The organism is Streptomyces sp. CNZ287 (genome assembly GCF_007827615.1).
Genome location: NZ_VISV01000001.1, coordinates 847,431 through 872,038, shown reverse-complemented (window position 1 = coordinate 872,038; position 24,608 = coordinate 847,431). Strand labels below are relative to the sequence as shown.

Sequence of the window (24,608 nt, the reverse complement as noted above, 5' to 3'; positions counted from 1 at the left end):
GAGGGAGGTATCGCGGGAGAGGCCCTAGACGCCGGAGTACGAGTGCAGACCGTCGACGAACATGTTCACGCCGTAGTAATTGAAGAGGAAGCAGAGGAACGCGACGATCGCCAGGTACGCGGCCTTGCGGCCCTTCCACCCGGCCGTCGCCCGGGCGTGCAGGTAACAGGCGTACGCGACCCACGTGATGAACGACCAGACCTCCTTGGGGTCCCAGCCCCAGTAGCGGCCCCAGGCGCTCTCGGCCCAGATCGCGCCCGCGACGATGGTGAAGGTCCAGAACGGGAAGACCGCCGCGTTCACCCGGTACGCGAACTTGTCCAGCGACGCCGCGGCCGGCATCCGGCTCAGCACCGAGCGTGCGAACGAACCGGGCTGCGGGCCCTTCGGGTCCGCGAGCTTCGCCTCGTAGCGGTCCCGGAAGAGGTAGAGGACCGTCGCGACCATGCCGAGGTAGAACAGCGCCCCGCAGGCGATGGCGAGCGAGACGTGGATCCACAGCCAGTACGAGTCGAGCGCCGGCACCAACTGGTCGCTGTCGGTGTAGAGCACCGACACCGCCAGGCCGAGGTCGAGCAGGACCGTGGTGACCAGCGGCAGGCCCATCCAGCGGATGTTCTTGCGGGCCGCCAGGAAGCCGAGGTACGCGGCCACCGCGACCATGGAGAAGGTCGTGGAGAACTCGTACATGTTGCCCCACGGCGCCCGCTGCACCGACAGGGCGCGCGTCAGCACCCCGGCGGCGTGCAGCGCGAAGGCCAGCACCGTGAGGGAGATCGCCACGCGGCCGTAGACGTCGCCCTGCTCGTCGCCGCCCGCGGCCCCGGGGCCGTCCGGCACGGCCGGGACGCCGGAGGCGCCGCGGGTGACGACCTTCGGGCGCTCCAGCACGGCGGTGCCGCCGCCGCGCTTCTTGACCGTGACGGTCACGGCGGGCGCGTCCGCGCCGGCCGCCTGCCGCGGGGTGAGCGCGGCGGCGGTCGTGGCCACGCGGCTACGGCTGCCGAAGACCCACTCCCCGACATGCGCGAAGAAGGCGAGGGCGTAGACGGCCATCGCCGAGTAGATGAGGACGTTGCTGATGTCCGCCAGGTTCTGGTCCGTCGCGGCAGCGATGTTCACGCGCGCGCTCCTTCATCGGGCTTGGCTTCGGGCCCTTCGGGCTCGTCGGGTTCGTCTGACTCGGGCTCTTCTGTCGTGGCTGCGGGCTCGGCTCCGGACTCTACGGACTTCCCACCCGCTGCCGCGGACGGACCCCCGGCCGTGCCGGACTTGTCCCCGGCCGCCGCGGCATCGGTGTCGTCGCTCTCCTCGGCGTCGGCGTCGTCCGCGGTGGCCACCGCCGGTGCCCCGTCCGTCTGCAGCGCCACCGCCAGGTCCGCCAGCTCCTCCGGCAGCCGCGCGCTCTCGCTGCGCCCGAGACCCGCCATCTCCACGACCGTACGGCCGTCCGCCCCCGGCGCCGTACGCACCCACACGCGCCGGCGCTGGATGAACAGCGACCCGGCGAGGCCGACGATCGCGAGGACGGACCCGCCCAGCGCCCAGTAGTTGCCGGGCTGCTGGGAGACCTGGAAGCTGGCCCACCGCTCCAGCCGCTCGAACGTCAGCGACCCCGCCCCGTTCGGCAGCGTGAACGTGTCGCCGGGCCGCAGCGACTTCCGCAGCGGCTCGCCGTTCTTCTGCTTGAACTGCTTCAGCCGCTCGGTGTCGAGCTGGTACACGTTCTGCGGCACGCCGGAGTCCACGCCGAGGTCGCCGCGGTAGGCGTTGAGGAAGAGCGCGGGGTACTCGGGTCCCGGGAACTGCGAGACCATCCCGTCCTTGCTGTAGCCGCCGAACGTCGGGGTGAAGAACCCCTGGAAGGCGATCTGCGTCTTCTCGCCGTTCTCGTCCCGGTAGTCCGGCACCTTGATCGCGCCGGTGGAGGTGTGGTTGCCGTCCTGCGGCAGGAACGCGACCGGGCCGCTGAACGCCACGTCGCCCTGGCCGTCGCGGACCGTGACGACGGGCGCGTAGCCGTGACCGATGAGGAAGATCTTGGTGTCGTCGATCTGGAGCGGGTGGTTGACCTCGACGCGGGCCTTGTGCTGCTCGCCCGCCGCGCCCTTCCACCAGGTGAGATCGGCGTAGAACTCGCGCGCCGTGCCGCGCTGCGGCCCGTCCTTCTCGAACGTCGCCGTGAAGTCGTCCAGCGTGAAGCCGAACGAGTCGAGGTCGGCGCCGAACGCGGAGTCCTGGAAGTCGTCGTACTGCGTGAGGGTGTTGGCGAAGCCGTCGCCCTTGACGATCAGCTTGCCGCCCTCGACGCGCAGCAGGTTCCCGACGGCGAAGGCGACGAGGAGGACGAAGAGCGCGATGTGGAACAGCAGGTTGCCGGCCTCGCGCAGATAGCCCTTCTCGGCGGAGATCGCGCCCTCGTCGCCGGCCGGCGCCACGGCGTAGCGGAACCGGCGCCGCCGCAGGATCCGCTCCGCGGCCGCGCGCACCTCGGCCTCGTCGGCCTCGGTCTCCCACGTCGTGTACGCGGGCAGCCGGGTCAGGTTCCGCGGGGCGCGCGGCGGGCGGGCGCGGAGCTGGCCGACGAACTGCCAGGAGCGCGGGATGATGCAGCCGGCGAGCGAGACGAAGAGCAGGATGTAGATCGCCGAGAACCACACCGAGCTGTAGACGTCGAAGAGCTGAAGCTTGTCGTAGAGCGGGCCCAGCGTCTCGTGCCGCTCGCGGAACTGGCCGACCGCGATCTCGTCGACCGAATTCTGCGGGATGAGCGAGCCGGGGATGGCACCCAGCGAGAGCAGGAACAGCAGTATCAGCGCCACCCGCATCGAGGTGAGCTGCCGCCAGAACCAGCGCGCCCACGCCACCAGCTCGCGCCCGAACGAGCCGCCCTGCGGCACCGGGCTCTGCGGCGAGTCGTCGACCGGTGCCGTGGACAACTGGGACGCGGCGGCGGTCAGTTCGCGCTCGTCGGTCGTGGTCATGGCTCAGATCCCCACCGTGTAGTTCGACGTCCAGACCTGCATCTCGTTGATGATGCGGTCCCAGGCGCCCGTGAGCAGCAGGATGCCGGTCACGACGAGCATGCCGCCGCCGATTCGCATGACCCACACGTAGTGCCGCTTCACCCAGGCGAACGCCCCGAGCGCCCGCCGGAAGGCGATGGCGGCGACGATGAACGGCAGCCCCAGGCCCAGGCAGTACGCGACCGTGAGCAGCGCGCCGCGGCCGGCGCTCGCCTCGTTCGTGGAGAGCGCGAGCACCGAGATCAGCGTCGGGCCGATGCACGGCGTCCAGCCGATGCCGAAGACCATGCCGAGCATCGGCGCCCCGGCGAGACCCACCGCGGGCCGCTTGTGGATCCGGAACTCCCGCTGCGTGAACCCGCCGAGGGTGCGGCCCAGTATCCCCATGAACATCAGCCCGAGCACTATCGTCAGCGCGCCGACGACCTTGGAGATCGTCTCCCGGTGCTCCAGCAGGTTGTTGCCGACGCCGCCGAAGAACGCGCCCGTCGAGACGAAGACCGCGGTGAAGCCGAGGACGAAGAGGCCGGCGCCGGCGGCCATCCGGCCGCGGCGGGCGTTCTCCAGGTCGGTGCCGCTGACCCCGGTGACGTAGCTGAGATAGCCGGGCACGAGCGGCAGCACGCACGGGGAGAAGAAGGACACCAGGCCGCCGAGCACCGCCACCGGCAGGGCCAGCAGCAGGGCCCCGGTCAGCACGGTCTGGTTCGGCTCCATGGCGTTACGTCACTTCTCCTCGATGACCGGTTCCAGCGCCTTGCGCAGCTCCTTCTCGGAGAGCGGCTTGAGGGCCCGTACGGCGATCTTCCCCTCGCGGTCGAGGATGAGCGTGGAGGGGATCGCCTGCGGCGAGAGGCTGTTCTCGGGGAACTTCAGGATCAGCTTCCCCGACGGGTCGTACAGGCTCGGGTACTCGATCTTGAAGGAGCGGTCGAACGCCTGGGCGTTGGCCACGTCGAGGTCGCGGGTGTTGATGCCGATGAACTGCACGCCGCGGTCGGCGGTGTCCTCCGAGACCTTGCGCAGGTTCGGTGCCTCGGCGCGGCAGGGGGCGCACCAGGAGCCCCACACGTTGAGGACGACGACCTTGCCCCGGTAGTCGGCGAGCGCGAGCTGCCCGCCGTCGGTGGTCTCGCCGGAGATGTCCGGCGCGGCGAGGCGGTCGCTCGCCTTGACCACGGTGAGCTGGCCGGTGCCGCTGACGAACTGGGTGTTGCCACCGGACGACGTCGCGTCCTCGCCGCACGCGGTCAGCGCCAGCGCGCCGGCGACGGCCGCGGCGGCGGCCGCGAGGGTCCGGCGGTGGAGCCTCCTCGCAGAAATCATGTGAAAAGTTTCGCATGGCCCGGAGAGGGATCTTCTCCACCCCCCTTTAGCGCCGCGCGGCGGAACGGAGGGGCTGCTCAGGGGTCCGCCGGCCGTGGGTCCGCCGGGCGGCGGGCTGGCCGGGCGGGGGTCCGCTGGGTCGCGTACGGGCCGGGGCGACCGCCCGCGCGCTACGCCCGCGGGGCGTTGGCCGCCGCGCCGCGGATGGCCCCCCGGCCGAACTTGCGCTGCGCACCCGCGAGGAGGTGCGGCGGCACGAGGTCGCGGGCGGGCTCGCTGTAGCCGACGGAGACGATGTCGTCGCCGTCGAAGGTGAACGTCGTCAGGGACGCGAGCGTGCACTGCCGCGACCGGGGGTCGTGCCAGAGCCGCCGGCCCTCCGCGAAGCTGCGCAGGATCCAGATGGGCAGTTGGTGGCTGACGCAGACGGCCTCGTGGCCGCGGGCGGCCTCGCGGGCGGACTGCAGCGCGCCCGTCATCCGGACGACCTGCTCGATGTACGGCTCGCCCCAGGAGGGGCGGAAGGGGTTGGTGAAGTACTTCCAGTTCGCCGGCTTGCGCAGCGCGCCGTCGCCGACGCCGAACGCCTTGCCCTCGAAGACGTTGGCCGCCTCGATGAGCCGGTCGTCGGTGGCGACCTCCAGGCCGTGCGCCTTCGCGACGGGCGCGGCGGTCTCCTGCGCCCGCTCCAGCGGGGAGGCGACGACGTACCGCACGTCGCGTGCGGAGAGGTGCTCGCCCACGCGCTCGGCCATCCGCCGGCCCAGGTCGGAGAGGTGGTAGCCGGGATTGCGGCCGTAGAGGACGCCGTCCGGGTTGTGGACCTCACCGTGGCGTACGACGTGCACGACGGTGAGATTCTCTTCATCTTTACCGCGCATGTCAGCCATTTTGGACGTCCCTGCCCCCGGCCGGTGACCCGCCCCCGGCTTCGTCACCCGCTTCCGCCGCCGCGCGGGCGGCGACGGGCAGCGCGCGGGCGATCCGCTCCATCGCGTCCCCGTCGAGAGCGGTCGAGACGAACCAGCACTCGAAGGCGGACGGCGGCAGGTAGACGCCCTCCGCGAGCATCGCGTGGAAGAAGGCCGTGAACTGCTCCGTACGCTGCGCCTTCGCGCCCTCGTAGTCGATGACGGGGGAGTCGGAGCCGGTGAAGAAGACGGAGAACATGCTGCTCGCCGTCTGCACCCGGTGCGGCACGCCCTCCTTGGCCAGCGCCTCGGTGACGAGCCCGCGGAGCTGCCGGGAGACGGCGTCCAGCGTGTCGTACGCCGCGTCGTCCAGGAGCCGGAGCTGCGCGAGCCCGGCGGCGGTGGCGACGGGGTTCCCGGCGAGCGTGCCCGCCTGGTACACCGGCCCGGCCGGCGCGAGCCGCGCCATGACGTCCGCCCGGCCGCCGAACGCGGCGGCGGGGAAGCCGCCGCCCATGACCTTGCCGAAGGTCATCAGGTCCGGGGTCACGCCGTCGACGCCGTACCAGCCGGCCCTGGAGGTGCGGAAGCCGGTCATCACCTCGTCGGACACGTACAGCGCGCCGTGCTCGGTGCACAGGTCCTTCAGCCCCTGGTTGAAACCGGGCAGCGGCGGCACCGTGCCCATGTTCCCGGGGGACGCCTCGGTGATCACGCAGGCGATGTCCCCGGGGTGCTCTTCGAACGCCGCGCGGACGGCTGCCAAATCGTTATACGGCAGTACGAGGGTCTCGCCGGCCTGCGCGCCGGTGACCCCGGGGGTGTCCGGCAGCCCGAGCGTGGCGACCCCGGAGCCGGCCGCGGCGAGCAGCGCGTCGACGTGCCCGTGGTAGCAGCCGGCGAACTTCACGACCTTCGCCCGCCCGGTGAACCCGCGCGCCAGCCGGATCGCCGACATCGTCGCCTCGGTGCCGGAAGAAACGAGTCGTACCTGCTCAGCGGGGGTGACCCGGGAGACGATCTCCTCCGCGAGCGCCACCTCGCCCGCACCGGGGGTGCCGAACGACGTCCCGCGCGCGACGGCCTCCTGCACCGCGGCGGTCACCTCGGGGTGCGCATGGCCGAGGATCATCGGTCCCCACGAGCAGACGAGGTCGACGTACTCGCGGCCGTCGGCGTCCGTCAGGTACGGACCCTTCCCCGACACCATGAACCGGGGCGTACCGCCCACGGCGCGGAACGCACGCACCGGAGAGTTCACGCCGCCGGGCGTCACGGCGGCCGCACGGTCGTAGAGCTTCTGCGAGACTGGAGCCTGGTACGGATAAGTCACGCAAGCCATGGTCTCAGAGTCGCAAGGCGACCCGCGTCGGGGTGTTTCGCGGGCCCGCTGCTGGGGATGTAGCTGAGACGATGATCGGGTTGCGCGGCGGGGGCAGTGCACATCTGAGAGCAGTCGGGTGGAGATATGCATCGCGGTGGCGAACTGGGCGAAGGGACCGATGACCGAGGGCCCCGGCGCGCCAGGTCCGGACGCCATCGCCGGGTGAACCACGGCGGCGAGGGCGTGAACAAGAACGACGGCCGATCGGGCGGCGTGACGTATAAGTACTTCGGCGCGCCCGACGGCGCGACGGCGGCCCGCGTGCCGATCTCCATGCGCCCGGAGGAACTCGGCGGCGACGAACTCGGCCAGGGAGGGCTCTTCGCCAAGGTGAAGCCCGAGACGATGTCCGCGATGGTCCTCACCGGCATCGAGGGCATACCGCTCCACAAGGTTCCGCCCCTGGAACTCGTCGTCCTCCACCCCGACTACGCGGTGGTCCGCCTCCCCATGACGGTGGTCGACCCCCTCCGCGGCATCGGCGAGGAGGAGGTCGGCGCCGCCGCCTTCATCTGGTCCACGGTCCCCGACCGCGGCGGCCCCCGCGACGCCTTCGACGTCTACCGGATGCTCCACGAATGGCAGGAGTTCGCCGACCGCCTCCACGAGGCGGGCCACCAGCCGTACTGCCTGGTCTGGCCCTGAGGCCGCCCGGGACTGCGGTCGGGCCGCCAGGGCACGTTGAGGGCACACGCCGGAGTGACCTCCGGCGGACGTGCCCTTCGGATGTGCCCTGCGCCCCGACCGCCGGTGCATCGGCCCACGGCGTGGAGACTGTTCGCCTCGTGCTCCGCACATCCCGGTAGCGTCACCTCACGCACCGGACCCGATGGCCACGAAGGGGACCCATGACCGCAGGGCCCCCACGCGGCACCCCGGACAGAACAGGGAGCCCCCCATGCGCGACACCTGGGAGACCATCGACCGGCTTGTCGAGTGGCTCGACGCGGAAAGCGGCGTCTCGCCCGAGATGGCCCGTCTCCTGCGCGTACTGAAGATCAGCGAGGAGGCCGGCGAGGTCGCCGAGGCCATTCACGGGGTAACCGGCTCCAACCCCCGCAAGGGCAACAGCCACACCTGGGACGACGTCCAGGCCGAACTCTGCGACGTCATCTTCACCAGCATGGTCGCCCTGCGGACCCTCACCCCGGAAGCCGAGAAGATCTTCGCCGAACGCCTCCACCACGTCGCGGAGCGCTCCTTGAACCGCTGAGCGACCCAGGTCTCCCGTGGAGGCGGCCGGTGCTGCACCATCCCGCGTTCTCGCCACGCCCCAACTCCGCGGTACACGCCGGGTTGTTCTGCCGCCCGGCCGCCATCGGCGTGGTGGCCGGGCTGAGCTGTGGCGCTAGGCGGCCGCTCTGCGTGGTGTCGTCTTCTCCGGAAGGCGGGTGCGGATGGACGCGCGCCGGGTACGGGCGGGGCCGCCGCGTCGGCCGCTGCTCCCGCCGGCGTTCTTGCGCTCGACGGGGCTCACGGCGGCTGCCGCGAGGGTGACGGGGACGCCGGTCGGGGTGCGGGCGCCGGTGATGCGGGTGAGTTCGGTGCTGTCGGGCCGGATGCGGGTGGTGTGCGCGGTGATGCCCCCTGTGGTGGTCAGGCGGGTCATCTCGTGGCGCTGGTCGGGCAGGACGAGGGTCACCACCCTGCCGGACTCGCCCGCGCGGGCCGTGCGGCCGCTGCGGTGGAGGTAGTCCTTGTGGTCGGCGGGCGGGTCGACGTTGACGACCAGGTCGAGGTCGTCGATGTGGATTCCGCGGGCCGCGACGTTGGTGGCGACCAGTGCGGTGATGTCTCCGCGCTTGAACTGGTCGAGGGTGCGGGTGCGCTGGGACTGGGACTTGCCGCCGTGCAGCGCGGCGGCCCTCACCCCGTTGCTCAGCAGGTGCCGGGTCAGCCGGTCGGCGCCGCGCTTGGTGTGGACGAACAGCAGCACACGGCCGTCGCGGGCGGCGATGTGGGTGGCTGCCGTCCGCTTGTCGCCGTCCGCGACGTGCAGCACGTGGTGCTCCATCGTCGTCACGGTGGCGGCCGAAGGGTCGACCGAGTGGACGACCGGGTCGGTGAGGAAGGCCCGCACCAGCCGGTCGACGTTGTGGTCGAGCGTCGCCGAGAACAGCATGCGCTGGCCGTCTGCACGCACCTGCCGCAGCAGGGCGGTGACCTGGGGCAGGAAGCCCATGTCGGCCATCTGGTCGGCTTCGTCCAGGACGGTGATGCGTACCTGGTCCAGGTGGCAGTCGCGGCGGTCGATCAGATCCCGCAGCCGCCCCGGGGTGGCCACGACGACCTCGGAGCCGTCGCGCAGCGCGGCGGCCTGCCGTGCCAGAGACGTGCCGCCGACCACCGTGGCGAGCCGCAGATGCGCTGCCCGGGCGTAGGGGGTGAGTGCCTCGGTGACCTGCTGGGCCAGTTCGCGGGTGGGGACCAGGACGAGGGCCAGCGGGTGCCGGGGGGCCGCGCGCCGCCCGGCGGTACGGGCCAGCAGGGCCAGGCCGAAGGCAAGGGTCTTGCCCGAGCCGGTACGGCCGCGGCCGAGGACGTCCCGGCCGGCCAGGGAGTCGGGGAGGGTGGCCGCCTGGATGGGGAACGGCACGCTCACCCCCTGGTGGTGCAGCGTCGTCAGCAGCACGGGCGGCATGTCCAGGTCGGCGAACGACGCGGCCGGGGGAAGCGCGGGGGTGCCGTTCACCGGCAGCGCGAACTCGCCCTGCGCGGCGGCGGGTTTCCGGCGACCCGGCCGGCGCGGAGGCTGGCTTCGCGAACGGCGACGGGCCGGGGTGCCGGGGTTCTGGCGTGTACTGCGGTTCATGGGAACCTCCTCGTCACGGCGCGTGTCGAGGAGATCCCGGCGGCGACGAGCCGCACGGAAGCCGCAGGAACGGGCCGGGGAATGGGCGAACGGCGGCGCGGTGCGCTGAGCGCTCCGGCCGCGGGGCACGGGCCCGTGCCATGGGGCGCCGGCCCGTGCTCGTGACTTGCGCCACGTCCTCGGATCAGGGTTCAGATGAGGGTGATGTTCTCCGCCTGGAGACCCTTCTGCCCCTGGGTGGCGTCGAACTCCACCCGCTGGCCCTCGGCCAGCTCACGGAAGCCCTGAGCGTTGATGTGGGAGTGATGGGCGAAGACGTCGGCGCCGCCGTCGTCCTGGCCGATGAAGCCGAAGCCCTTTTCACTGTTGAACCACTTCACGGTGCCAGTGGCCATGTCTCTTCTCCTTTTTGGTGGCTGTGCCGGAGATCCGCACGGTGCGCGATCCCGCGTCGAGGTGATGATTACCAGGTCTCCGGAAGCACCGAAAAACAGAAATGCGCCTGAAGGTCAAAGCCAGCAGGCGCACACAAAGTACATGGGAACCACAACTGCAACTGCACCCAGGCTAGCACGGGTGGCCCACGACCTGGCTGCGCAGGCCGCGGTGACCAGACCTTCCCTCATCCGGTACCGCTCCTCGACGGAGCCCCGGGGCAGGTCGCGCCCGGTTCGGCGTCCGCTGATCTCGGGACCTTTGACATCGGCGCGGAAAATACGTCCAATGGGGCGCAGGCGCCTCCGACCCCTGCCATGAAGGACATGGATGCGCGATCTTCTCGATCGGCTGCGCACAATCGAATCCCGGCAGCGGGTGCTTTGCGGCGCGTACGCGAGGGTGATCCGCACGATCGTCGTCAGAGCCGGTGAAGCCGGCCAGGCAGCGACCCCACAAGGGCTTCACCGTCGCCCGCGACATGCGGGCGTTGCTCCGCGCCGTCATCCATGTCGTCGACGGCCTCGCCACCTGGGCCCGGCAAGTCCAGGACGGGCCGTGGCGGGAGGAGCCCCGCGGCACGGTCGCCCCGCCGCTCTGACCGCTGCTCAGTTCCGCCGAAATGCCCGCCGCCTGCCCGCCTTGCCGCCGTCCCCGGGAGGAGCGGCGGGAGACCACGTACGCAACGCCGAAGATACGCAACGCCGAAGAAGGGACACACCACCATGACCGCATCGTCAGCTCCCTCAGCCCGTGCCCGGCCGCCGAACGAGTCCGGCAGTGACTTCGCCCGGCTGGCGAAGAAGATCTCCGACGCCGGGCTGATGGCCCGCCGCCCCGGCTACTACACGGTCCGCATCACGGCCGTGGCCGCGTGCTACGCCGCTGCCTGGACCGTCTTCTGGTTCGTCGGTGCCAGTTGGTGGACCCTGGCGGTCGCCGCCGCACTCGCCCTGGTCTTCGGCCAGGTCGCCCTGGTCGCCCACGACGTGGCGCACCGCCAGGTGTTCCGGCTGCGCCGGGCAAGCACCGCGTCCGGCCGGGTCGCCGGCGCCGCCATCGGCATGGGCTACGAATGGTGGCAGGACAAGCACACCCGCCACCACGCCAACCCCAACCACGAAGAACGCGACCCCGACCTCGCCCCCGACATCCTGGTCTGGACGCCCGAGCAGGCCCGCGCCGCCCGGGGACTGCCCCGCCTGCTCGGCCGCTGGCAGGCAGCGCTGTTCTTCCCGCTGCTCACCCTTGAGGGCATCAACCTGCATGTCGCCGGTGTCCGTGCGCTGGCCGGCCGCCAGGTCAAGCACCGAACACTGGAGGGCGCCCTGCTGTTCGGGCACATCGCGGCGTATCTCGCGGTGCTGTTCCTGGTCCTGCCGCCCGGCATGGCGCTCGCCTTCCTCGCCGTCCACCAGGGCCTGTTCGGCCTCTACCTCGGCTCCGTCTTCGCCCCCAACCACAAGGGCATGCCGACACTGTCCGGCCGCGATCTCCCGGACTTCCTGCGCCGCCAGGTGCTCACCTCGCGCAACGTGCGCGGCGGCCGGTTCCTCGACGTGGCGCTGGGCGGGCTGAACTACCAGATCGAGCACCACCTCTTCCCGAGCATGCCCAGCCCGCATCTGGCGAAGGCGCAGGCCATCGTCCGGCGTCACTGCCAGGAACTGGGTGTGTCCTACGCGGAGACGGGGCTGTTCACCTCGTACAAGCAGGCTCTGCGCAGCCTCCACGAGGCAGGCGCCCCGCTACGCGGCACCGCCCGGTCGTCCTGACGGCCGTCGCGGCCGAGCCGCCGGGCCACGGCGGAGTAGGGTGGTGGACGCCGAGGGCATTTCGCGTGCCGACTTCGTGGTCGGCGCCGTTCCCGGCGCACGGATACACCGGGCAGGCGTGACCGCCGCCCGAGATCGGTCCCGCCTCATGACGGCCTCGTCCGTTGTCCGCAGCCGCGCACGGGCTGCCAGCCCCACCCCACCAACGCCGGCGCGCCTCCAGCCGGCGAGAGAGGGAGCGACGGCACCGGGCACCGCCCGGCGCCCGGGAGTCCCCCGCAAGCCGGCGCGGCGTCCGGGCCGGGCCGCGGTGGCGGGCCCGGGCCCCGGCCCCGAGCTCGGCGACCACGTCGACCACCTTGTGCGGCGCGACCACCGGGACGGCGGTCGCGGCCGGCGGCGCCCGAGCAGCCGGGCACGCAGATGTGCCCGGCGCCGCGGGGCGGGCACCGGATGACCACGGAGACCGGAAACGGTCGTGTGGCGCCCGCGCCGGCCGGACGGCCGCGATCGCTCCCGGCACCGGGCTTCGCGGAGGTCCGTATTGTCGCGGCAGACCCCGAAGCGGCCCGCCGGATCGCCGAGGTGCTCCGCCTCCGCTTCGCGGCCGACGAACAGCGCAGCTATCCCGCAGGAGAAGACGGCCAGGGCACCCGGCTCCACCTCACGATTGACACCGTGCACGCCCCGGAGCCGATCGAGCCGTCCCGCCTCCTCGGCACCGGCCACCCGCACGCCGACGAACTCTGACTTCTTTCCGGCGTACACTGAAACTAGGCAAATGCACCTTTTGTCGATTTCGGTCGATCGCCAGCGGCACGGTGGGCCACGCGGAACCGCGCCGGAGAGCGGTAGAGGGTGCGCGCATAGCCGTGGGGAGGGCTGCCGGGATGGGAGTCGCTGGTGCCTAAGGCCCGCCACCACTCCGCCCGTGACGCCGTCCGGCGGTCCGTACGAGAGGGCACCACATGAACGACAACGGTTCCGCAGCAAACGCACACCAGACCACTTCACAGCCGGGCCGCGGCATGGCGGACATCCGCATCATCGCCGGATCCCCCGAAACGGCACGGGAGATCGCCGACGTGCTCCGCCAACGCTTCGCCTCCACCGCGCAGCGCACCTACCCCACCGCAGAAGCAGACGGCGGCACCAGGCTCCACTTCACCGTGGACACCACCCTCGCGCCCGATCCTCCCGGCCCGCCCCGGCCGCGCCGCATCACCAGACATCCGCACTCCGACGAGCTGTAACCACTCACCTCCGCCGGCCCGCAGGTGTCGGCGGCACCGGGCAAGGGGCGGGCTGAGACGTTCCTGCGTGGGCCGACTCGCCGGCAGGCAGGAGATCGAACGCTTCACGGCCTCGGGGAGTCTTCTGGCCGAGTTGACGGGGCTGCCAGCGCGTCAGCGCCGGCATATCGCCACGCGGCTCCCGGAGCATCCTGTGTCGCGCTGCCGTGCAGCCCTGGACGTGGCCCTTATCGCCCCCGCCAACGGCCGCGCCCGGGCGGCCCACCGCTCGTGGGCCTGGACGAGACCCGGGCACCTCCGGTGCGGTCCCGAGATCCCGCCGCGGGACGTGTGGGGCCGTCGCCCGGCCGCCGGTCACTCCCGGATGAGGTAGCCGTCCGGTGCTGGGCCTGTGGTGCGGTCGCCTCGTCTTTCCCCCCGCGGCGACCTGCGGGCGAGGAGTAGGCTGAGGACACCGAAGGCAATGCGTGTGCAGGCTTCCGTGCCTGTGCCGTTTTCGGTGCATACGAGCCCGGGGAGTGGCGTATCCGCCGCCGCCCGGAGCGAGGTCGGCATCATGACCGCGACCACTATCCCCCCGCCGGCGACCGAAGACCACTTCACCCCGCCGCCTCCGCGGCTGTCGCTCACCCCCGCCGGCACCACACCGACGCGACTGGACGGCGCCTGGTGGCCCCGTTCCCGCGACCTGACCGCCGAGTTGCCCGCCCTGGTCGCCGTCCTGGACCCGCTGTGGGGGCGGATCATCCGCCTCGCGGTGAACTCCACACACTGGCCGGTGATGCCCCGCAAGATCCCGGTCAGCGGACACGTGGTCAAGGTGGGCTGGTTCACCACCGAGTTGGACCCCCACGGCCTGATCCTGCGCTCCTATGGCGCCGGCCGCTGGGACCTTCTGGTCGTCCCGCCCCAGACCGCACCGGAGAGTGCCGCCTGGTTGATGGCCGCGGCCGTCGACCCCGCGAGGATGCAATCCGCGAGCCGGCTGATGGAGGAAGCCGGTCACCGCCGCCACTCAACCGGGGGCGGCACATCCCAGCAGGAGGTCTGGGACTCCGAAGGCGGACGTACCGTGCCCCCGCGTACGGAACATCCGGCGGTTCCCGCCGCCCCGCCTGCCTCCACAGAGAAGGGGTGAACGTCATGGAGACCCTCGTCACCATCCTCATCGTCCTCGGCGCGATCGCGCTGGGCGCGCTCATCCTCCACCTGCTCAACTCCCAGCGGGCCGAACGCCTCGCCAACCACTACTACACCCCCACCCGCCGCCGGAAGGGCGGCGGCAAGCCCCGCCGGCCCGCGACCAAGGGGCCACTGCCCGGCAAAAGGTAGAACCTGTGCTCTTGCCGAGGGCACATAGAGTTCGCACGCCGAAGCCGAGGCCGTCGTGGTCATTCCAGGCGGAGGGCGTAGAGGCGGGTGATCTGCCGGGCCGAGGCGTTGTCGTCCGAGACCAGCAGCAGGGTGCGGTGGCCCGGCAGGGTCATGCCTTCCACGTTGTCCAGCAGCGGGTTGGGCTGCGGCTGCGGTGAGGTGGCCCCGGACGGCGGGCAGTCGGCCAGGTCCACCAGGAGCCGCTTGGCGGCGAAGACCCCGGCGCCGGCCTCGGTGAGCGAGGGGAGGGCGGTGACGTCGGGCGCCCCGTGGAGTGAAACCCGGTAGATGCGGACGGTGTTGCCGACTCCTGCCGTGTAGCCGCGTTCCAGGGCCAGCAGGTGGTGCCGGTCCAGCGCGGCCAGCTCGGCCAGGCCGAGGCCCGGGTCGGCCCGGTAGGCGTACTGGGCGCGGGGGGCGAAGGCGCCGCCCGGCGTGCCGCCGTAACGCAGGATGCGCAGCAGGCCGCGGTTCGCCGCGTCGTGGCCGTCGGCTTCGAGCGGGCCTTCCAGGCCGGCGTAGAGGGTGCGGCCGTCCGGGGCGGTGGTCAGGGACTCGAAGGTCTGGTTGGCCGCGGCCTGCCCGGCCGGGGCGATCCGGAAGCGGCGGGGCACCGGCAGTTCGGCCGTCTGGCGGCCGTCGGACAGGCGGAAGCGGCGGATGGAGGGCTCGCGTTCCGAGGAGGCGAGCACCGTGCCCGCGGGTTCGGCGACCAGGCCCTCTCCGTCGAAGTCGGCCCCGGTGTACGGCGTGCCGTCCGGGCGGCGCAGGACGGTGACGTCGCGTACCGCCGCCCCGACTCGCCCCGGAGCGCTGCGCACGGCCAGCTCGTAGACCCTGGCCTCGTCGGCGTCGGTGTTGTCGGTCAGCGCCAGGACCCGCGAGTTCCCACGGGCGCTCAGCGCGGAGAGGCCGGCGACTCGGGTTCCGGCGAAGGCCGTCTTGTCCAGGGCGTCGGAGAAGCCGGCCAGGGACGTACGCGGCGAGCAGGTAGCCGGCCGGCCGTCCGGCGACGCGGCGGGCTCGACGGGGGCTGCGGGCTCGGCTGGGGCTGCCGGGGCCGCCGGCGACGACACCGTCAGCAGCAGCGCGGCAAGCCCGGCCCGCCACCATCCGTTCATCAGGTCCTCCGGGAGGGTCGGGACGTCAGGACAGGTCCACGCTCATCTTGTAGAACCTGGTCGTCTGGTACTTCGTGTTGGCGTTGTTGTCGCTGACCAGGTAGAGGGCGCGGCGGCCGTCCGGCAGGTGCTCGCCCAGGGCCATGCCCTCGATGTTGTCCAGCAGGGGGTTGAGCTGAGCCTGCTTGCGGGGTGCTCCGGCGGTGGGGCAGTGCACCAGATTGGCCAGCAGATCCTTCTCCACCCAGGAGTCGTCGGTGATGCCGGAGATCGACTTCCTCCCGCTGATGTCCGGCGTCTTCGCCAGCGACAGCAGGTAGAGGTGAACGGAATTGCCCTCCGGCATGTAGCCGCGCTCCAGGGCGAGCAGCCGGTCGCCGCCGAGGGCGATCAGCTCGGTGAGGAAGAGACCGTATTCGGTCTTGTACGCGTACTGCTGCGGCTTCTCGCCGAACTCCCCGCCCGGAGAACGGGTGTAGCGCAGGATCCGTACGTGGTTCTGGCCCGCCGACTCGCCGTCGACGTGCAGGGGACCCTCCATGCCCGCGTACAACTGGGTGCGGTCCTCGCTCAGGCTCAGGGATTCCAGCCGCCGCGCGGGGCTGGACTCCCGGAGGACCTCCGGCAGTTCGATCTCGTCGTTCTGCATCCCGTCGCTCAGCCGGTACGACCGGATCGACGGCCCCGCCTCCGAGCTGATCAGGACGTTCTCCCCGTCCACCGCCATCCCCTCGCCGTCGATGTCGGCGGCGGCGAGACTGTCGTCCCGGGGGTGCAGGATCGTGGGGTCTCCGACCGCGGGAACGAGCCGCGCGTCGTCGAGGGTGAGGGAGTGGAGGCGGGGAGGGCGGTTGTCCCCCAGGGCCAGGATGCTGCGGTCCCCGGTGACGGCCAGGGCCGAGAGCCCCTGCACCGGCGTGGAGTCCGCGACGGTGTCCAGGGCATCCGAGTAACCCAGCAGACCGACCTTCTCCGAGCAGGGTCCTGTGGTGCCGGTGCCGGCGGAGCCCTTCCAGACTCCCACGCCGGTGATCACGGCGAGGGTGACCGCCGCGGCCGTCAGGGCCCTGGAGTGCCGGCGCGGCCAGGAGAGGTGCGCGGTCGCCGGCTTGGCACGGAGGTTCCGCACGAAGGGCCGGCTGCCCACCGTGTGCGGGTCCAGGGTGTGGGGCGCGGGCCCGCCCTGGCCGGGAACGGTCCGGCGCAGCTCGTCGGCGATGTCGTTCGGCGTCAGGAAGTCCTGGCGGTTGCCGAGACCGGCCCGGACGGTTTCGACCAGGGCCTGGGTGAACGCGGTGAGACCGCTGGCGGTGGTGCCGACCGCGTCTCCGCCGGGGGGCGAGGCCGCCAGTACGCAGATGTCGCGCAGCTCGGCGGCTTCGACCTCCCGTCGTACGGCGTCGAAGGCGACGCTGCCCTGGCAGCAGTCCAGGATGACGATCGTCCGGGACGGCGGGTCGGGGGCGGCGCCGAGCCGGCGGAGCAGGTCGGTGAACGGGACCGCGGTGCCCGGGACGTCGGCCTCGCGGCTGCCGGGCAGGGCCAGATGGAGCGCGCCGTCGTGGGTGAGGCCGTGGCCCGCCCAGTAGACGACCAGGCAGTCCGACGCCTGTCGCGCGGCATGGGCCACCGGGTCCAGAAGCTGCTCGCGGGTCTGCGGGCGGACGATCCGGCACCGATCGGTCGGCAGGCCCCAGATCCGGGAGTCGCCCAGGACGTCCCGCAGTTCCAGGCAGCCGCGGTCCACGGCCGGCAGGGGCCGGAGGCCGCTCTCGGGGACGTGGTCGGCGACGCCGATCAGCACGGCGTACGAGAGGTGCGGCAGCGGCAGCCGGGGACGCAGGGCCGCGTCGGTCGTCTGGGGGTTGGCGAGGGCCTGCGGCGAGAGCCGTACGGTGTGCTCGTCCCGCCGCACCTCCAGGGTCGAACTCACCGGCCGCGAGGCGCGCCAGGAGGACAGCGCCAGGACCAGGTTGGCGAGGTCGAAGGAGCTTCCGGTGACGAACTCGATGGCCTCCAGGGTGAGTCCCATGGAGGGGGTCAGCGGGATGGCCGGGTCATCCTCCAGATGCCTGCGTAAGGAGCGCAGCTCCTCCTCGCCCTCCGGCCCGCCCTGTGCCGTGATCTTGATGTGCATGGGATCTCCCTGCCGGCCGGCGGACTTTCAGTCGCTGACCGGTACCGTAGCGCCGTAGGGTCACAGGGTGTACCGCAACGGTCACCCATGGCAGCGGTACAGGCGAGGCCGACCCGATCAGGCGAGGTGCCCGTCACCCGGGCGGGACGCGCCGGACGCGGTGAACTGCCGTCCGCGGCCGGGGCTGTGGTCGCGGTGGGAACGGCCCGGCTGCGGCCGGCGTGTGTACCGGCATGACAGCCATTCCCGCGCTCGCGACCACGGCACGGCGCGTGCTCACCTTCGCCGTCGTCGCCGCACTCGCCACCGCCTGCATGTCGCGGCCGGAGAGCCGGGACGAAGGCCGGTGGACGCCGCGGCCCGGGGAGGCGGCCGACTGGGACTGGCAGATCGACGCGCCGTACGAACTGGACGAGCACCGCGCGATGTACGACCTCGACCTCTTCGAACTGGCCCCCGCCGGCTCCGAACTGCGCTACCCCGGCGGCGATGTCGTCAAGGTCCCCCGCGGCGCCCTGGCCGGCACCGTCGAGAAGCTCCGGGCCCGCGGCACCACCGTCATCTGCTACCTCGACACCGGCGCCTACGAGCACTACCGCCCCGACGCGGCCCGCTTCCCCGGCCACCGCCCCGCCCTCGCCGGCATCCCGGACGACGGGGAAGCGCCCGAGGACGGCTCGGTCATCGGCTGGAACACCGGCTGGGAGGGCGAACGCTGGCTCGACCTCCGCGAGGGGCGGCGCGGCGCGTTCGCCGAGATCATCTGGGCGCGCCTCGACCTCGCCGCGCGCATGGGCTGCGACGGCGTCGAGCCGGACCAGAACAACCCGCTGGGCAACCGCCCCGGGTTCCCGATCACCCGCGACGACCAGGTTTCGTGGTACCGCGAGGTCGCCGAACAGGCCCACGCACGCGGCCTGTCGGTCGGCATGAAGAACGGCCACGACCAGCCGGGCGCCGTCGCGGAACTCGTCGGCCACTTCGACTGGGCGCTGCCCGAGGAGTGCGCGCAGTACGGCGAATGCGCCCGGCTCCGCCCGTTCGTCGAGGCGGGCAAGGCCGTCTTCGCCGTGGACTACGCACCCGGGGCGGACCGCCGCACCGCCTGCCGCGCCCACCGCGCCGAGAACTTCGACGGCCTGATCAAGACGGCACCGCCGACGGGCGAGTACCGCAAGCGGTGCGGGTGATCGGCCGGGTCCCCTCCCCGGCGGGCGGTGGTAGGACGGTCGGGGGCCGGACGACGGTTTCTGGAGAGGGGAGTGGGCCGCGGTGGCGGAGAACATCGACGAGGTCGTGGACGGGCTGGCGGGGATCGTACGAGCCGCGGGGCGGGACGGGGACCGGGCCGGGTACTTCGCGGCGCTGTACCGGCAGGTGACCGTCGAGGTCCGCAGGGCCATCCACGAGGGGCGGTTCGACGACGGGGCCCGGATGGACCGCTTCGACACGCTCTTCGGCAACCGCTACTTCGAGGCGTACGACGCCTGGCGCCGCGACCGCGGCGGGCCGCGCTGCTGGCGTGAGACGTTCGGGCTGCTGGACGACGACCGCACGGTCGTCGTCCAGCACCTGATCCTCGGGGTGAACGCGCACATCAACCTCGACCTGGCCGTCGCCGCCGCGCGGACCTCCCCGGGCGAGGACATCCGGTCGCTGCGGCGCGACTTCCTCCTGATCAACGACATCCTCGCGCGGGTGGTCCTGGCCGTGGAGGACTCGGTGGGCGCGCTGTCGCCGCTGCTGTCGCTGCTGGACACGATCGGCGCCCGTACGGACGAGCAGATCCTCGACTTCAGCGTCCGCCAGTCCCGCGAGGAGGCATGGCACAACGCCGTGCTCCTCGCCGCCCAGAACGAGGAGCAGCGCGCGGCGACGATCGACCGCCTCGACATCCGCGCCGCCGTCCTGGCCCGCCTCATCGCCCACCCGGGCGGCCTCGCCGAGCCGGCCCTGCAACTGATCCGCAGCACGGAGAGCGCCGACATACCGGCGAACATCGCCCACCTGGACCGAGCCATGGACCAGCCCGCGACGGCACCGGCTCCGACGGCGCGTTGACGGCGCGTCAGCGGCCCCCGGCGGGGGTGGCGAAGGGGGGGCAGCGGGGGTGGGACCCCCGGTGGCCGCCGTTGCCGCGCGCGGGCGCGGGGAGGAGGCCGCGGCGCTCGTCGTAGCGCAGCGTCTGTACGTGCACGCCGGCCGCCGCGGCGACCTGCCCGCTGCGCAGGGTGCCGCTCACCGCGCCGCCACCGCGTCGATCCGCGCGGCGAGGGCGTCGAGGACGGCCGCGTGCGCCGGGTCCACGGCGATGTCCAGCCACAGCCGCTCGGCCGTACGGTCCCCGCCGCGGCCGGCGGCGGTGCCCGTGCCGGTGTCGGCGCCCGTGCCGCTGCCCGTGTCCGTGCCGGTCGTGAAGGTGAAGAACGAGCAGCAGCCGCTCTCCCGTTCCGCCAAGTCCCGCACCCGCTCGCCGACTTCCGGCCCGCCCGCCAGCACCAGCCGCAGCCGCAGCGGCTCCGGCCGGGACAGCGAGACCGGCCCCGCCGCGAACAGCGCGTCCCACTCGGCCACCCGCAAGGGGCGTTCGGCGGTGGGGAGGGTGCAGGACCGCGGCACCCACGCAAGGTCACTCATGGCGCTCTCCCGTCGTCGCGTCCCCGATGACGGGGACGCTCTCGACGGTAACCCGTACCCGGGTACCGGTTGCAGGCGCGGGCGGCCGACGCGGACTGCCTCGCCGGCCGCGGGGATCACTTCGTGCGCGGGTCGCCGTCCCGCTTGCCGTCGCCGTCGCCGTCCCCGCCGTCGTCCTTGCCCTCGTCGTCCTTCGCGTTCTCGTCGCCGAGCTTCTTCAGGAACTCCGGGTTGTCGTCCGGCGCCACCCATGTCGAGCGCCGCCCCCCGCCGGTGCCGCCGCCCCCGCCGGAGCCGCCGGCCGGCAGGTGGCGGCGGTTGCGGCCGGCGATCAGCCAGCCGATCGGACCCAGCAGCGGGAACAGGACGATGAGGAGGATCCAGACGATCTTGGGGAGGTGCTTGGCGTCTTCCTTCTTCGTGGTCGCGCAGTCGATCAGCGCATAGATCACCACGCCGAGAAGGACCATCAACGGCAGGTAGCGGAGCACGCGGCAAACCCCCTGAATGTCGCGGGGCTACGGCCTCGCCCCCCGCTGCGTCTCCGCGTCAGGTTAACGTCTCAGCGCCGGTCCTCGTCGGGTCCCTGGCGTCCTTCCGGACCTTCCTCGTCCCGCTCGCGACCGCGCTCGCCCCCGCGCTCGTCCCCGGACTCCCGCCGCGGCTCCTCGCGCGGCTCCTCCCGGGGCTTCTCCCGCGGCTCGTCCTTCGGCCGGTCCTCCCCCAGCGAGCGGAGGAAGTCCGGGTTGTCGTCGGGTGCCACCCAGCCGCCGCGGCCCGGCCGGCGACCGCCGCCGCCCGCGCCCTCGCCGGCGATCACCGGGCGCCCCCGCGGCCGGCCGCCGATGAACCACGCCAGCGGGCCGAAGAGCACCGAGCCGAAGAGCACGATGATCGCCACCCAGACCAGCTTGGGCAGGTTCCGTACGTCCTTCTCCGGGGTGTTCAGGCAGTCGATGAACGCATAGATCCACACCGCCAGGACCAGGAGAAACGGCAGATACCTGAGCATGTGGGGCCCTTCGACGTGCGGTGCAGCGGCGGCGCGGCGGTCTCCTCGCCGGGTTCGGTGCGGCTCCCGTACGGACCCCGCGGTTCCGTCCAGGGTAATCCGTGGCGGAGACACCCCCGCGACCCCGCCCGCGCCCCGCCCCCACCCCCTTCGCGGACCGCGCCCGGCGCCTGGCGGATACTGGGGCGCATGGCTTACGACGATCTCCGCTCGCTGCTGCGGGCTCTGGAGCGCGACGGCGACCTCAAGCGCATCACGGCCGAGGTCGATCCGTACCTCGAAGTCGGCGAGATCACCGACCGCGTGAACAAGGCCGGCGGACCCGCGCTGCTCTTCGAGAACGTCAAGGGCTCCGCCATGCCGCTGGCGATGAACGTCTACGGCACCGACCGCCGGCTCCTCAAGGCCCTCGGCCTCGGCTCGTACGCGGAGATCGGCGAGCGCATCGGCGGGCTGCTCAAGCCCGAACTGCCGCAGGGCTTCACGGGCGTACGCGAGGCGTTCGGCAAGCTCGGCACCATGGCGCACGTACCGCCGCGGAAGGCGAAGGACGGGCCGGTCCAGGAGACCGTGCTCACCGGCGACGACGTCGACCTCGACACGATCCCCGCGCTCTTCACCTGGCCCCAGGACGGCGGGTCCTTCTACAACCTGGGCCTCACCCACACCAAGGACCCCGAGACCGGCGTCCGCAACCTCGGCCTCTACCGCCTCCAGCGCCACGACCGCCGCACCATCGGCATGCACTGGCAGATCCACAAGGACAGCCGCAACCACTACCAGGTCGCCGCCCGCCGCGGCGAGAAGCTGCCGGTGGCCATCGCCTTCGGCTGCCCGCCCGCCGTGACCTACGCGGCGACCGCGCCGCTGCCCGGCGACATGGACGAGTACATGCTCGCCGGCTTCATCGGCGGCAAGCGGGTCGAGATGGTCGACTGCAAGACCGTGCCGCTCCAGGTCCCCGCGCACGCCGAGGTGGTGCTCGAAGGCTGGCTGGAGCCCGGCAAGGAGCTGCCCGAGGGCCCCTTCGGCGACCACACCGGCTTCTACACCCCGCAGGAGCCGTTCCCGGCGCTGACCATCGACGCCGTCACGATGCGCCGCCGCCCGCTGCTGCAGTCCATCGTCGTCGGCCGCCCCCCGACCGAGGACGGGCCGCTGGGCCGCGCCACCGAGCGGTTCTTCCTGCCGCTGCTGAAGGTGATCGTGCCGGACATCGTGGACTACCACCTGCCGGAGGCGGGCGGCTTCCACAACTGCGCGATCGTCTCGATCGACAAGAAGTACCCGAAGCACGCGCAGAAGGTCATGTCCGCGATCTGGGGTGCGCACATGATGTCGCTCACCAAGCTGATCATCGTGGTCGACGCCGACTGCGACGTGCACGACCTCCATGAGGTCGCCTGGCGGGCGCTCGGCAACACCGACTACAGCCGCGACCTGTCCGTCGTCGAGGGCCCGGTCGACCACCTCGACCACGCCTCGTACCAGCAGTTCTGGGGCGGCAAGGCGGGCATCGACGCCACCGCGAAGCTGCCCGAGGAGGGCTACACGCGCGGCTGGCCGGAGATGGTCGTCTCCGATCCGGACACGGCGGCGAAGGTCGACGCCCGGTGGCCGGAGTACGGCCTGTGACGGCCGCGGGGAGCGTCGTCGGGCCCGGCCCCGCCCGGTCCGGCAGCGGGGTGCGGGCGTTCCTGCGGCTGGTGATGATCGAGCACTCGATCTTCGCGCTGCCGTTCGCGTACATCGCCGCGCTCACGGCCATGCTGGTCGACGGCGACGGGGCGATCGAGTGGGGGACGCTGCTGCTCGTCACCGTCGCGATGGTGGCGCTGCGGACGTTCGCGATGGCCGCGAACCGGATCATCGACCGCGAGATCGACGGCCGCAACCCGCGCACCGCCCATCGCGAACTGGTCACCGGAGCGGTCTCCGTGCGCTCGGCGTGGACGGGCGCGCTGATCGCGCTGGCGATCTTCCTGGGCGCCGCGGCGCTGCTGAACCCGCTCTGCCTGGTGCTGGCGCCGGTCGCGGCGGTGCCGATGGTGGTCTATCCGTACGGCAAGCGGTTCACCACGTACCCGCACGCGATCCTCGGCCTCGCCCAGGCGATCGGCCCCATCGGCGCGTGGCTGGCGGTCACGGGGGAGTGGTCATGGCCGGCGGTGCTGCTGGGGCTCGCGGTGGGCGTGTGGATCGGCGGCTTCGACCTGATCTACGCCTGCCAGGACGTCGACACCGACCGCGCCCAGGGCATCCGCTCGGTCCCGGCCCGCTTCGGCATCGCGGGTGCGCTGTACGGGGCGCGGGCGGCGCACGTCGTGACGATGGCGCTCTTCGTCTGGTACGCCCTGGCGACGGACGCGGGCGCGCCGTTCTGGGCCGGCCTGGCGGTGGTGGCGGGCGTGTTCGCGTACGAGCACAGCATCGTCCGCCCGGACGACCTGAGCCGCCTGAACCGCGCGTTCTTCACGCTCAACGGCGTGATCGGCATCGTCCTCTTCTGCTGCGCGGCGGCAGACCTCTTCGTCCGCGACCTGAGCCTCTGACCCCCGCGCTCACGCCGCCCCGCGGCCGACGTGGGGTACCAGCACGGTGACCCCGCCGTCGTCGATCCGGTAGGTCGCCCGGTAGCGGCCGACCCGCAGGCGGCGCTCGCCGGTGCCCCGGGGGGCCCGAGTTCTTCGGGCGCTGCTGGATGCATGTCCTGTCGCCGGCTCAGGGCTTGGTGAACGGGAGCGCGACCGGCCGCGGGTACGACCACAGCTCACCGGCCTTGGCCCGCCTGCAGCCGATGATCGCGAAGGCGAACGACGTCACCAGGTGCAGCCCCCACGCCGTCATCGGCACCGCCGGCACCCACTCGGGCCAGCCCTGTTCCTCCGCCAGGTAGATGCTCCCGCCCGTCAGCGCGCCGAAGACGACGACCGCGACGATCTGGGTGATGCCCCAGTTGAGGCCCTCGGTGCCGTGGTGGCGGACGAACGGGTCCCCGGACTTGCCGCGGATGTTCAGCGGCCCGATCCAGGCGACCAGGAAGCCGATGCAGCAGGCGCCGGTGCCGGCGATGAAGATGAGCAGCGCGGACAGGTGCGCCCACATCGCCGAGTCGGGCGGCGGCTTGCCGGGCGGGCCGTGCGGGTAGAGCTGCGGCGGGTACGGGACGGCGGCACCGGGATGGGGGTGAAGGGCGGGGGCTCCCTGCGGTGCGTACGGCGCCGGGACACCGGGCGGTGCGTGCGGCGGCACCGGCGGTGGCTGCTGCCCGGCGGGGTGCCGGGGCGGGGGCTGCTGCCCGGCGGGGTTCCGGGGCGGCTGTCCGGCCGGTGGCGGCTGTCCGGCAGGGTGTCCGGGCGGCTCTCCGGCCGCCCGGTCGTGGCTCGGGTCCTGCTCGGTCATACG

At 72.4% G+C, this 24,608-nt stretch carries 28 protein-coding genes; 12 read left to right on the top strand and 16 right to left on the bottom strand.

Translation table 11 applies throughout. The annotated features are described in order from the left end of the window. Positions 1 to 24: 24 nt before the first annotated feature. The 6 genes from ccsB to hemL form a co-directional block, all read right to left on the bottom strand. Positions 25 to 1,122 carry a c-type cytochrome biogenesis protein CcsB gene (gene ccsB, locus FB457_RS04100; RefSeq protein WP_047017435.1) on the bottom strand — a complete coding sequence of 366 codons (1,098 nt, stop codon included), beginning with the start codon at positions 1,120 to 1,122 and terminating at the stop codon, positions 25 to 27. Then, positions 1,119 to 2,984, bottom strand: a complete 1,866-nt coding sequence (gene resB, locus FB457_RS04095; RefSeq protein ID WP_047017436.1) for a cytochrome c biogenesis protein ResB — start codon at positions 2,982 to 2,984, stop codon at positions 1,119 to 1,121. The genes ccsB and resB overlap by 4 nt, the downstream gene beginning before the upstream one ends. A 3-nt stretch (positions 2,985 to 2,987) precedes the next feature. Next, on the bottom strand, positions 2,988 to 3,743 hold the full coding sequence (locus tag FB457_RS04090) for a cytochrome c biogenesis CcdA family protein (RefSeq protein WP_047017437.1): 756 nt from the start codon (positions 3,741 to 3,743) through the stop codon (positions 2,988 to 2,990). Positions 3,744 to 3,752: 9 nt separating this feature from the next. Beyond that, positions 3,753 to 4,352 carry a TlpA family protein disulfide reductase gene (locus tag FB457_RS04085; RefSeq protein ID WP_047017438.1) on the bottom strand — a complete coding sequence of 200 codons (600 nt, stop codon included), beginning with the start codon at positions 4,350 to 4,352 and terminating at the stop codon, positions 3,753 to 3,755. A 170-nt stretch (positions 4,353 to 4,522) separates the two neighbouring features. Beyond that, complete coding sequence (locus FB457_RS04080; RefSeq protein ID WP_047017439.1) at positions 4,523 to 5,233, bottom strand: histidine phosphatase family protein; 711 nt, start codon at positions 5,231 to 5,233, stop codon at positions 4,523 to 4,525. A gap of 1 nt (position 5,234) precedes the next feature. Next, entirely contained in the window at positions 5,235 to 6,605 is a 1,371-nt protein-coding gene (gene hemL, locus FB457_RS04075) for a glutamate-1-semialdehyde 2,1-aminomutase (RefSeq protein WP_145780814.1), read from the bottom strand. A gap of 204 nt (positions 6,606 to 6,809) precedes the next feature. Here hemL and FB457_RS04070 point away from each other — a divergent pair, with 204 nt between their 5' ends. Both FB457_RS04070 and FB457_RS04065 read left to right on the top strand, forming a co-directional pair. Beyond that, positions 6,810 to 7,292: a hypothetical protein gene (locus FB457_RS04070; RefSeq protein ID WP_018841948.1), complete on the top strand. Its 483-nt coding sequence runs from the start codon at positions 6,810 to 6,812 to the stop codon at positions 7,290 to 7,292. Positions 7,293 to 7,545: 253 nt separating this feature from the next. Continuing rightward, positions 7,546 to 7,860 (top strand): MazG-like family protein, encoded by a 315-nt coding sequence (locus FB457_RS04065; RefSeq protein WP_047017441.1) that lies wholly within the window; start codon positions 7,546 to 7,548, stop codon positions 7,858 to 7,860. Positions 7,861 to 7,995: 135 nt separating this feature from the next. Here FB457_RS04065 and FB457_RS04060 read toward each other — a convergent pair whose 3' ends face one another. After that, positions 7,996 to 9,459 (bottom strand): DEAD/DEAH box helicase, encoded by a 1,464-nt coding sequence (locus FB457_RS04060; protein ID WP_145780812.1) that lies wholly within the window; start codon positions 9,457 to 9,459, stop codon positions 7,996 to 7,998. A 191-nt stretch (positions 9,460 to 9,650) separates the two neighbouring features. Continuing rightward, positions 9,651 to 9,854, bottom strand: a complete 204-nt coding sequence (locus tag FB457_RS04055; RefSeq protein ID WP_047017443.1) for a cold-shock protein — start codon at positions 9,852 to 9,854, stop codon at positions 9,651 to 9,653. A 470-nt stretch (positions 9,855 to 10,324) separates the two neighbouring features. On the opposite strand from FB457_RS04055, the gene FB457_RS35095 reads away from it, so the two are divergent. The 6 genes from FB457_RS35095 (at position 10,325) to FB457_RS04030 (ending at position 14,254) form a co-directional block, all read left to right on the top strand. After that, positions 10,325 to 10,495 carry a hypothetical protein gene (locus FB457_RS35095; protein ID WP_164492568.1) on the top strand — a complete coding sequence of 57 codons (171 nt, stop codon included), beginning with the start codon at positions 10,325 to 10,327 and terminating at the stop codon, positions 10,493 to 10,495. Between the two features lie 124 nt (positions 10,496 to 10,619). Then, a complete protein-coding gene (locus FB457_RS04050) occupies positions 10,620 to 11,669 on the top strand; it encodes a fatty acid desaturase family protein (RefSeq protein ID WP_047017444.1) in 1,050 nt (349 codons plus the stop codon). Between the two features lie 453 nt (positions 11,670 to 12,122). Continuing rightward, on the top strand, positions 12,123 to 12,419 hold the full coding sequence (locus FB457_RS04045) for a hypothetical protein (protein ID WP_047017445.1): 297 nt from the start codon (positions 12,123 to 12,125) through the stop codon (positions 12,417 to 12,419). A gap of 218 nt (positions 12,420 to 12,637) precedes the next feature. Next, complete coding sequence (locus FB457_RS04040; protein ID WP_047017446.1) at positions 12,638 to 12,922, top strand: VHS/ENTH/ANTH domain-containing protein; 285 nt, start codon at positions 12,638 to 12,640, stop codon at positions 12,920 to 12,922. A gap of 556 nt (positions 12,923 to 13,478) precedes the next feature. Further along, positions 13,479 to 14,060 (top strand): DUF5994 family protein, encoded by a 582-nt coding sequence (locus tag FB457_RS04035; RefSeq protein WP_047017447.1) that lies wholly within the window; start codon positions 13,479 to 13,481, stop codon positions 14,058 to 14,060. A gap of 5 nt (positions 14,061 to 14,065) precedes the next feature. Then, a complete protein-coding gene (locus tag FB457_RS04030) occupies positions 14,066 to 14,254 on the top strand; it encodes a hypothetical protein (protein ID WP_145780811.1) in 189 nt (62 codons plus the stop codon). Positions 14,255 to 14,313: 59 nt separating this feature from the next. On the opposite strand, the gene FB457_RS04025 is transcribed toward FB457_RS04030, so the two are convergent. Then, positions 14,314 to 15,417, bottom strand: coding sequence for an esterase-like activity of phytase family protein (locus FB457_RS04025; protein ID WP_145780809.1), 1,104 nt, complete (start codon positions 15,415 to 15,417; stop codon positions 14,314 to 14,316). Positions 15,418 to 15,442: 25 nt separating this feature from the next. Beyond that, the gene (locus FB457_RS04020) at positions 15,443 to 17,554 is read right to left on the bottom strand and encodes an effector-associated constant component EACC1 (protein WP_145780806.1); all 2,112 of its coding nucleotides are present in this window, start codon (positions 17,552 to 17,554) and stop codon (positions 15,443 to 15,445) included. A 233-nt stretch (positions 17,555 to 17,787) separates the two neighbouring features. On the opposite strand from FB457_RS04020, the gene FB457_RS04015 reads away from it, so the two are divergent. Then, positions 17,788 to 18,744: an endo alpha-1,4 polygalactosaminidase gene (locus tag FB457_RS04015; RefSeq protein WP_047017449.1), complete on the top strand. Its 957-nt coding sequence runs from the start codon at positions 17,788 to 17,790 to the stop codon at positions 18,742 to 18,744. Between the two features lie 82 nt (positions 18,745 to 18,826). Next, positions 18,827 to 19,615 carry a DUF5995 family protein gene (locus FB457_RS04010; protein WP_047017450.1) on the top strand — a complete coding sequence of 263 codons (789 nt, stop codon included), beginning with the start codon at positions 18,827 to 18,829 and terminating at the stop codon, positions 19,613 to 19,615. Positions 19,616 to 19,622: 7 nt separating this feature from the next. Here FB457_RS04010 and FB457_RS04005 read toward each other — a convergent pair whose 3' ends face one another. The 4 genes from FB457_RS04005 to FB457_RS03990 form a co-directional block, all read right to left on the bottom strand. After that, positions 19,623 to 19,796 carry a MerR family DNA-binding transcriptional regulator gene (locus tag FB457_RS04005; RefSeq protein WP_253911383.1) on the bottom strand — a complete coding sequence of 58 codons (174 nt, stop codon included), beginning with the start codon at positions 19,794 to 19,796 and terminating at the stop codon, positions 19,623 to 19,625. Next, positions 19,793 to 20,191, bottom strand: a complete 399-nt coding sequence (locus FB457_RS04000) for a hypothetical protein (protein WP_145780804.1) — start codon at positions 20,189 to 20,191, stop codon at positions 19,793 to 19,795. The genes FB457_RS04005 and FB457_RS04000 overlap by 4 nt, the downstream gene beginning before the upstream one ends. Before the next feature lie 116 nt (positions 20,192 to 20,307). Then, positions 20,308 to 20,682 carry a PLDc N-terminal domain-containing protein gene (locus FB457_RS03995; protein ID WP_145780802.1) on the bottom strand — a complete coding sequence of 125 codons (375 nt, stop codon included), beginning with the start codon at positions 20,680 to 20,682 and terminating at the stop codon, positions 20,308 to 20,310. Positions 20,683 to 20,753: 71 nt separating this feature from the next. Continuing rightward, positions 20,754 to 21,203, bottom strand: coding sequence for a PLDc N-terminal domain-containing protein (locus FB457_RS03990; RefSeq protein WP_145780800.1), 450 nt, complete (start codon positions 21,201 to 21,203; stop codon positions 20,754 to 20,756). A gap of 189 nt (positions 21,204 to 21,392) precedes the next feature. Between FB457_RS03990 and FB457_RS03985 the strand changes: the two genes are divergently transcribed. Next, complete coding sequence (locus FB457_RS03985; protein ID WP_047017453.1) at positions 21,393 to 22,838, top strand: menaquinone biosynthesis decarboxylase; 1,446 nt, start codon at positions 21,393 to 21,395, stop codon at positions 22,836 to 22,838. After that, positions 22,835 to 23,755 (top strand): menaquinone biosynthesis prenyltransferase MqnP, encoded by a 921-nt coding sequence (gene mqnP / locus FB457_RS03980; RefSeq protein ID WP_047017454.1) that lies wholly within the window; start codon positions 22,835 to 22,837, stop codon positions 23,753 to 23,755. Before FB457_RS03985 ends, mqnP begins: the two co-directional genes overlap by 4 nt. Before the next feature lie 9 nt (positions 23,756 to 23,764). On the opposite strand, the gene FB457_RS03975 is transcribed toward mqnP, so the two are convergent. Beyond that, the gene (locus FB457_RS03975; RefSeq protein ID WP_107086143.1) at positions 23,765 to 23,977 is read right to left on the bottom strand and encodes a type II toxin-antitoxin system RelE family toxin; all 213 of its coding nucleotides are present in this window, start codon (positions 23,975 to 23,977) and stop codon (positions 23,765 to 23,767) included. Beyond that, entirely contained in the window at positions 23,925 to 24,605 is a 681-nt protein-coding gene (locus FB457_RS03970) for a DUF4870 domain-containing protein (protein WP_164492569.1), read from the bottom strand. The genes FB457_RS03975 and FB457_RS03970 overlap by 53 nt, the downstream gene beginning before the upstream one ends. Positions 24,606 to 24,608: the final 3 nt, after the last annotated feature.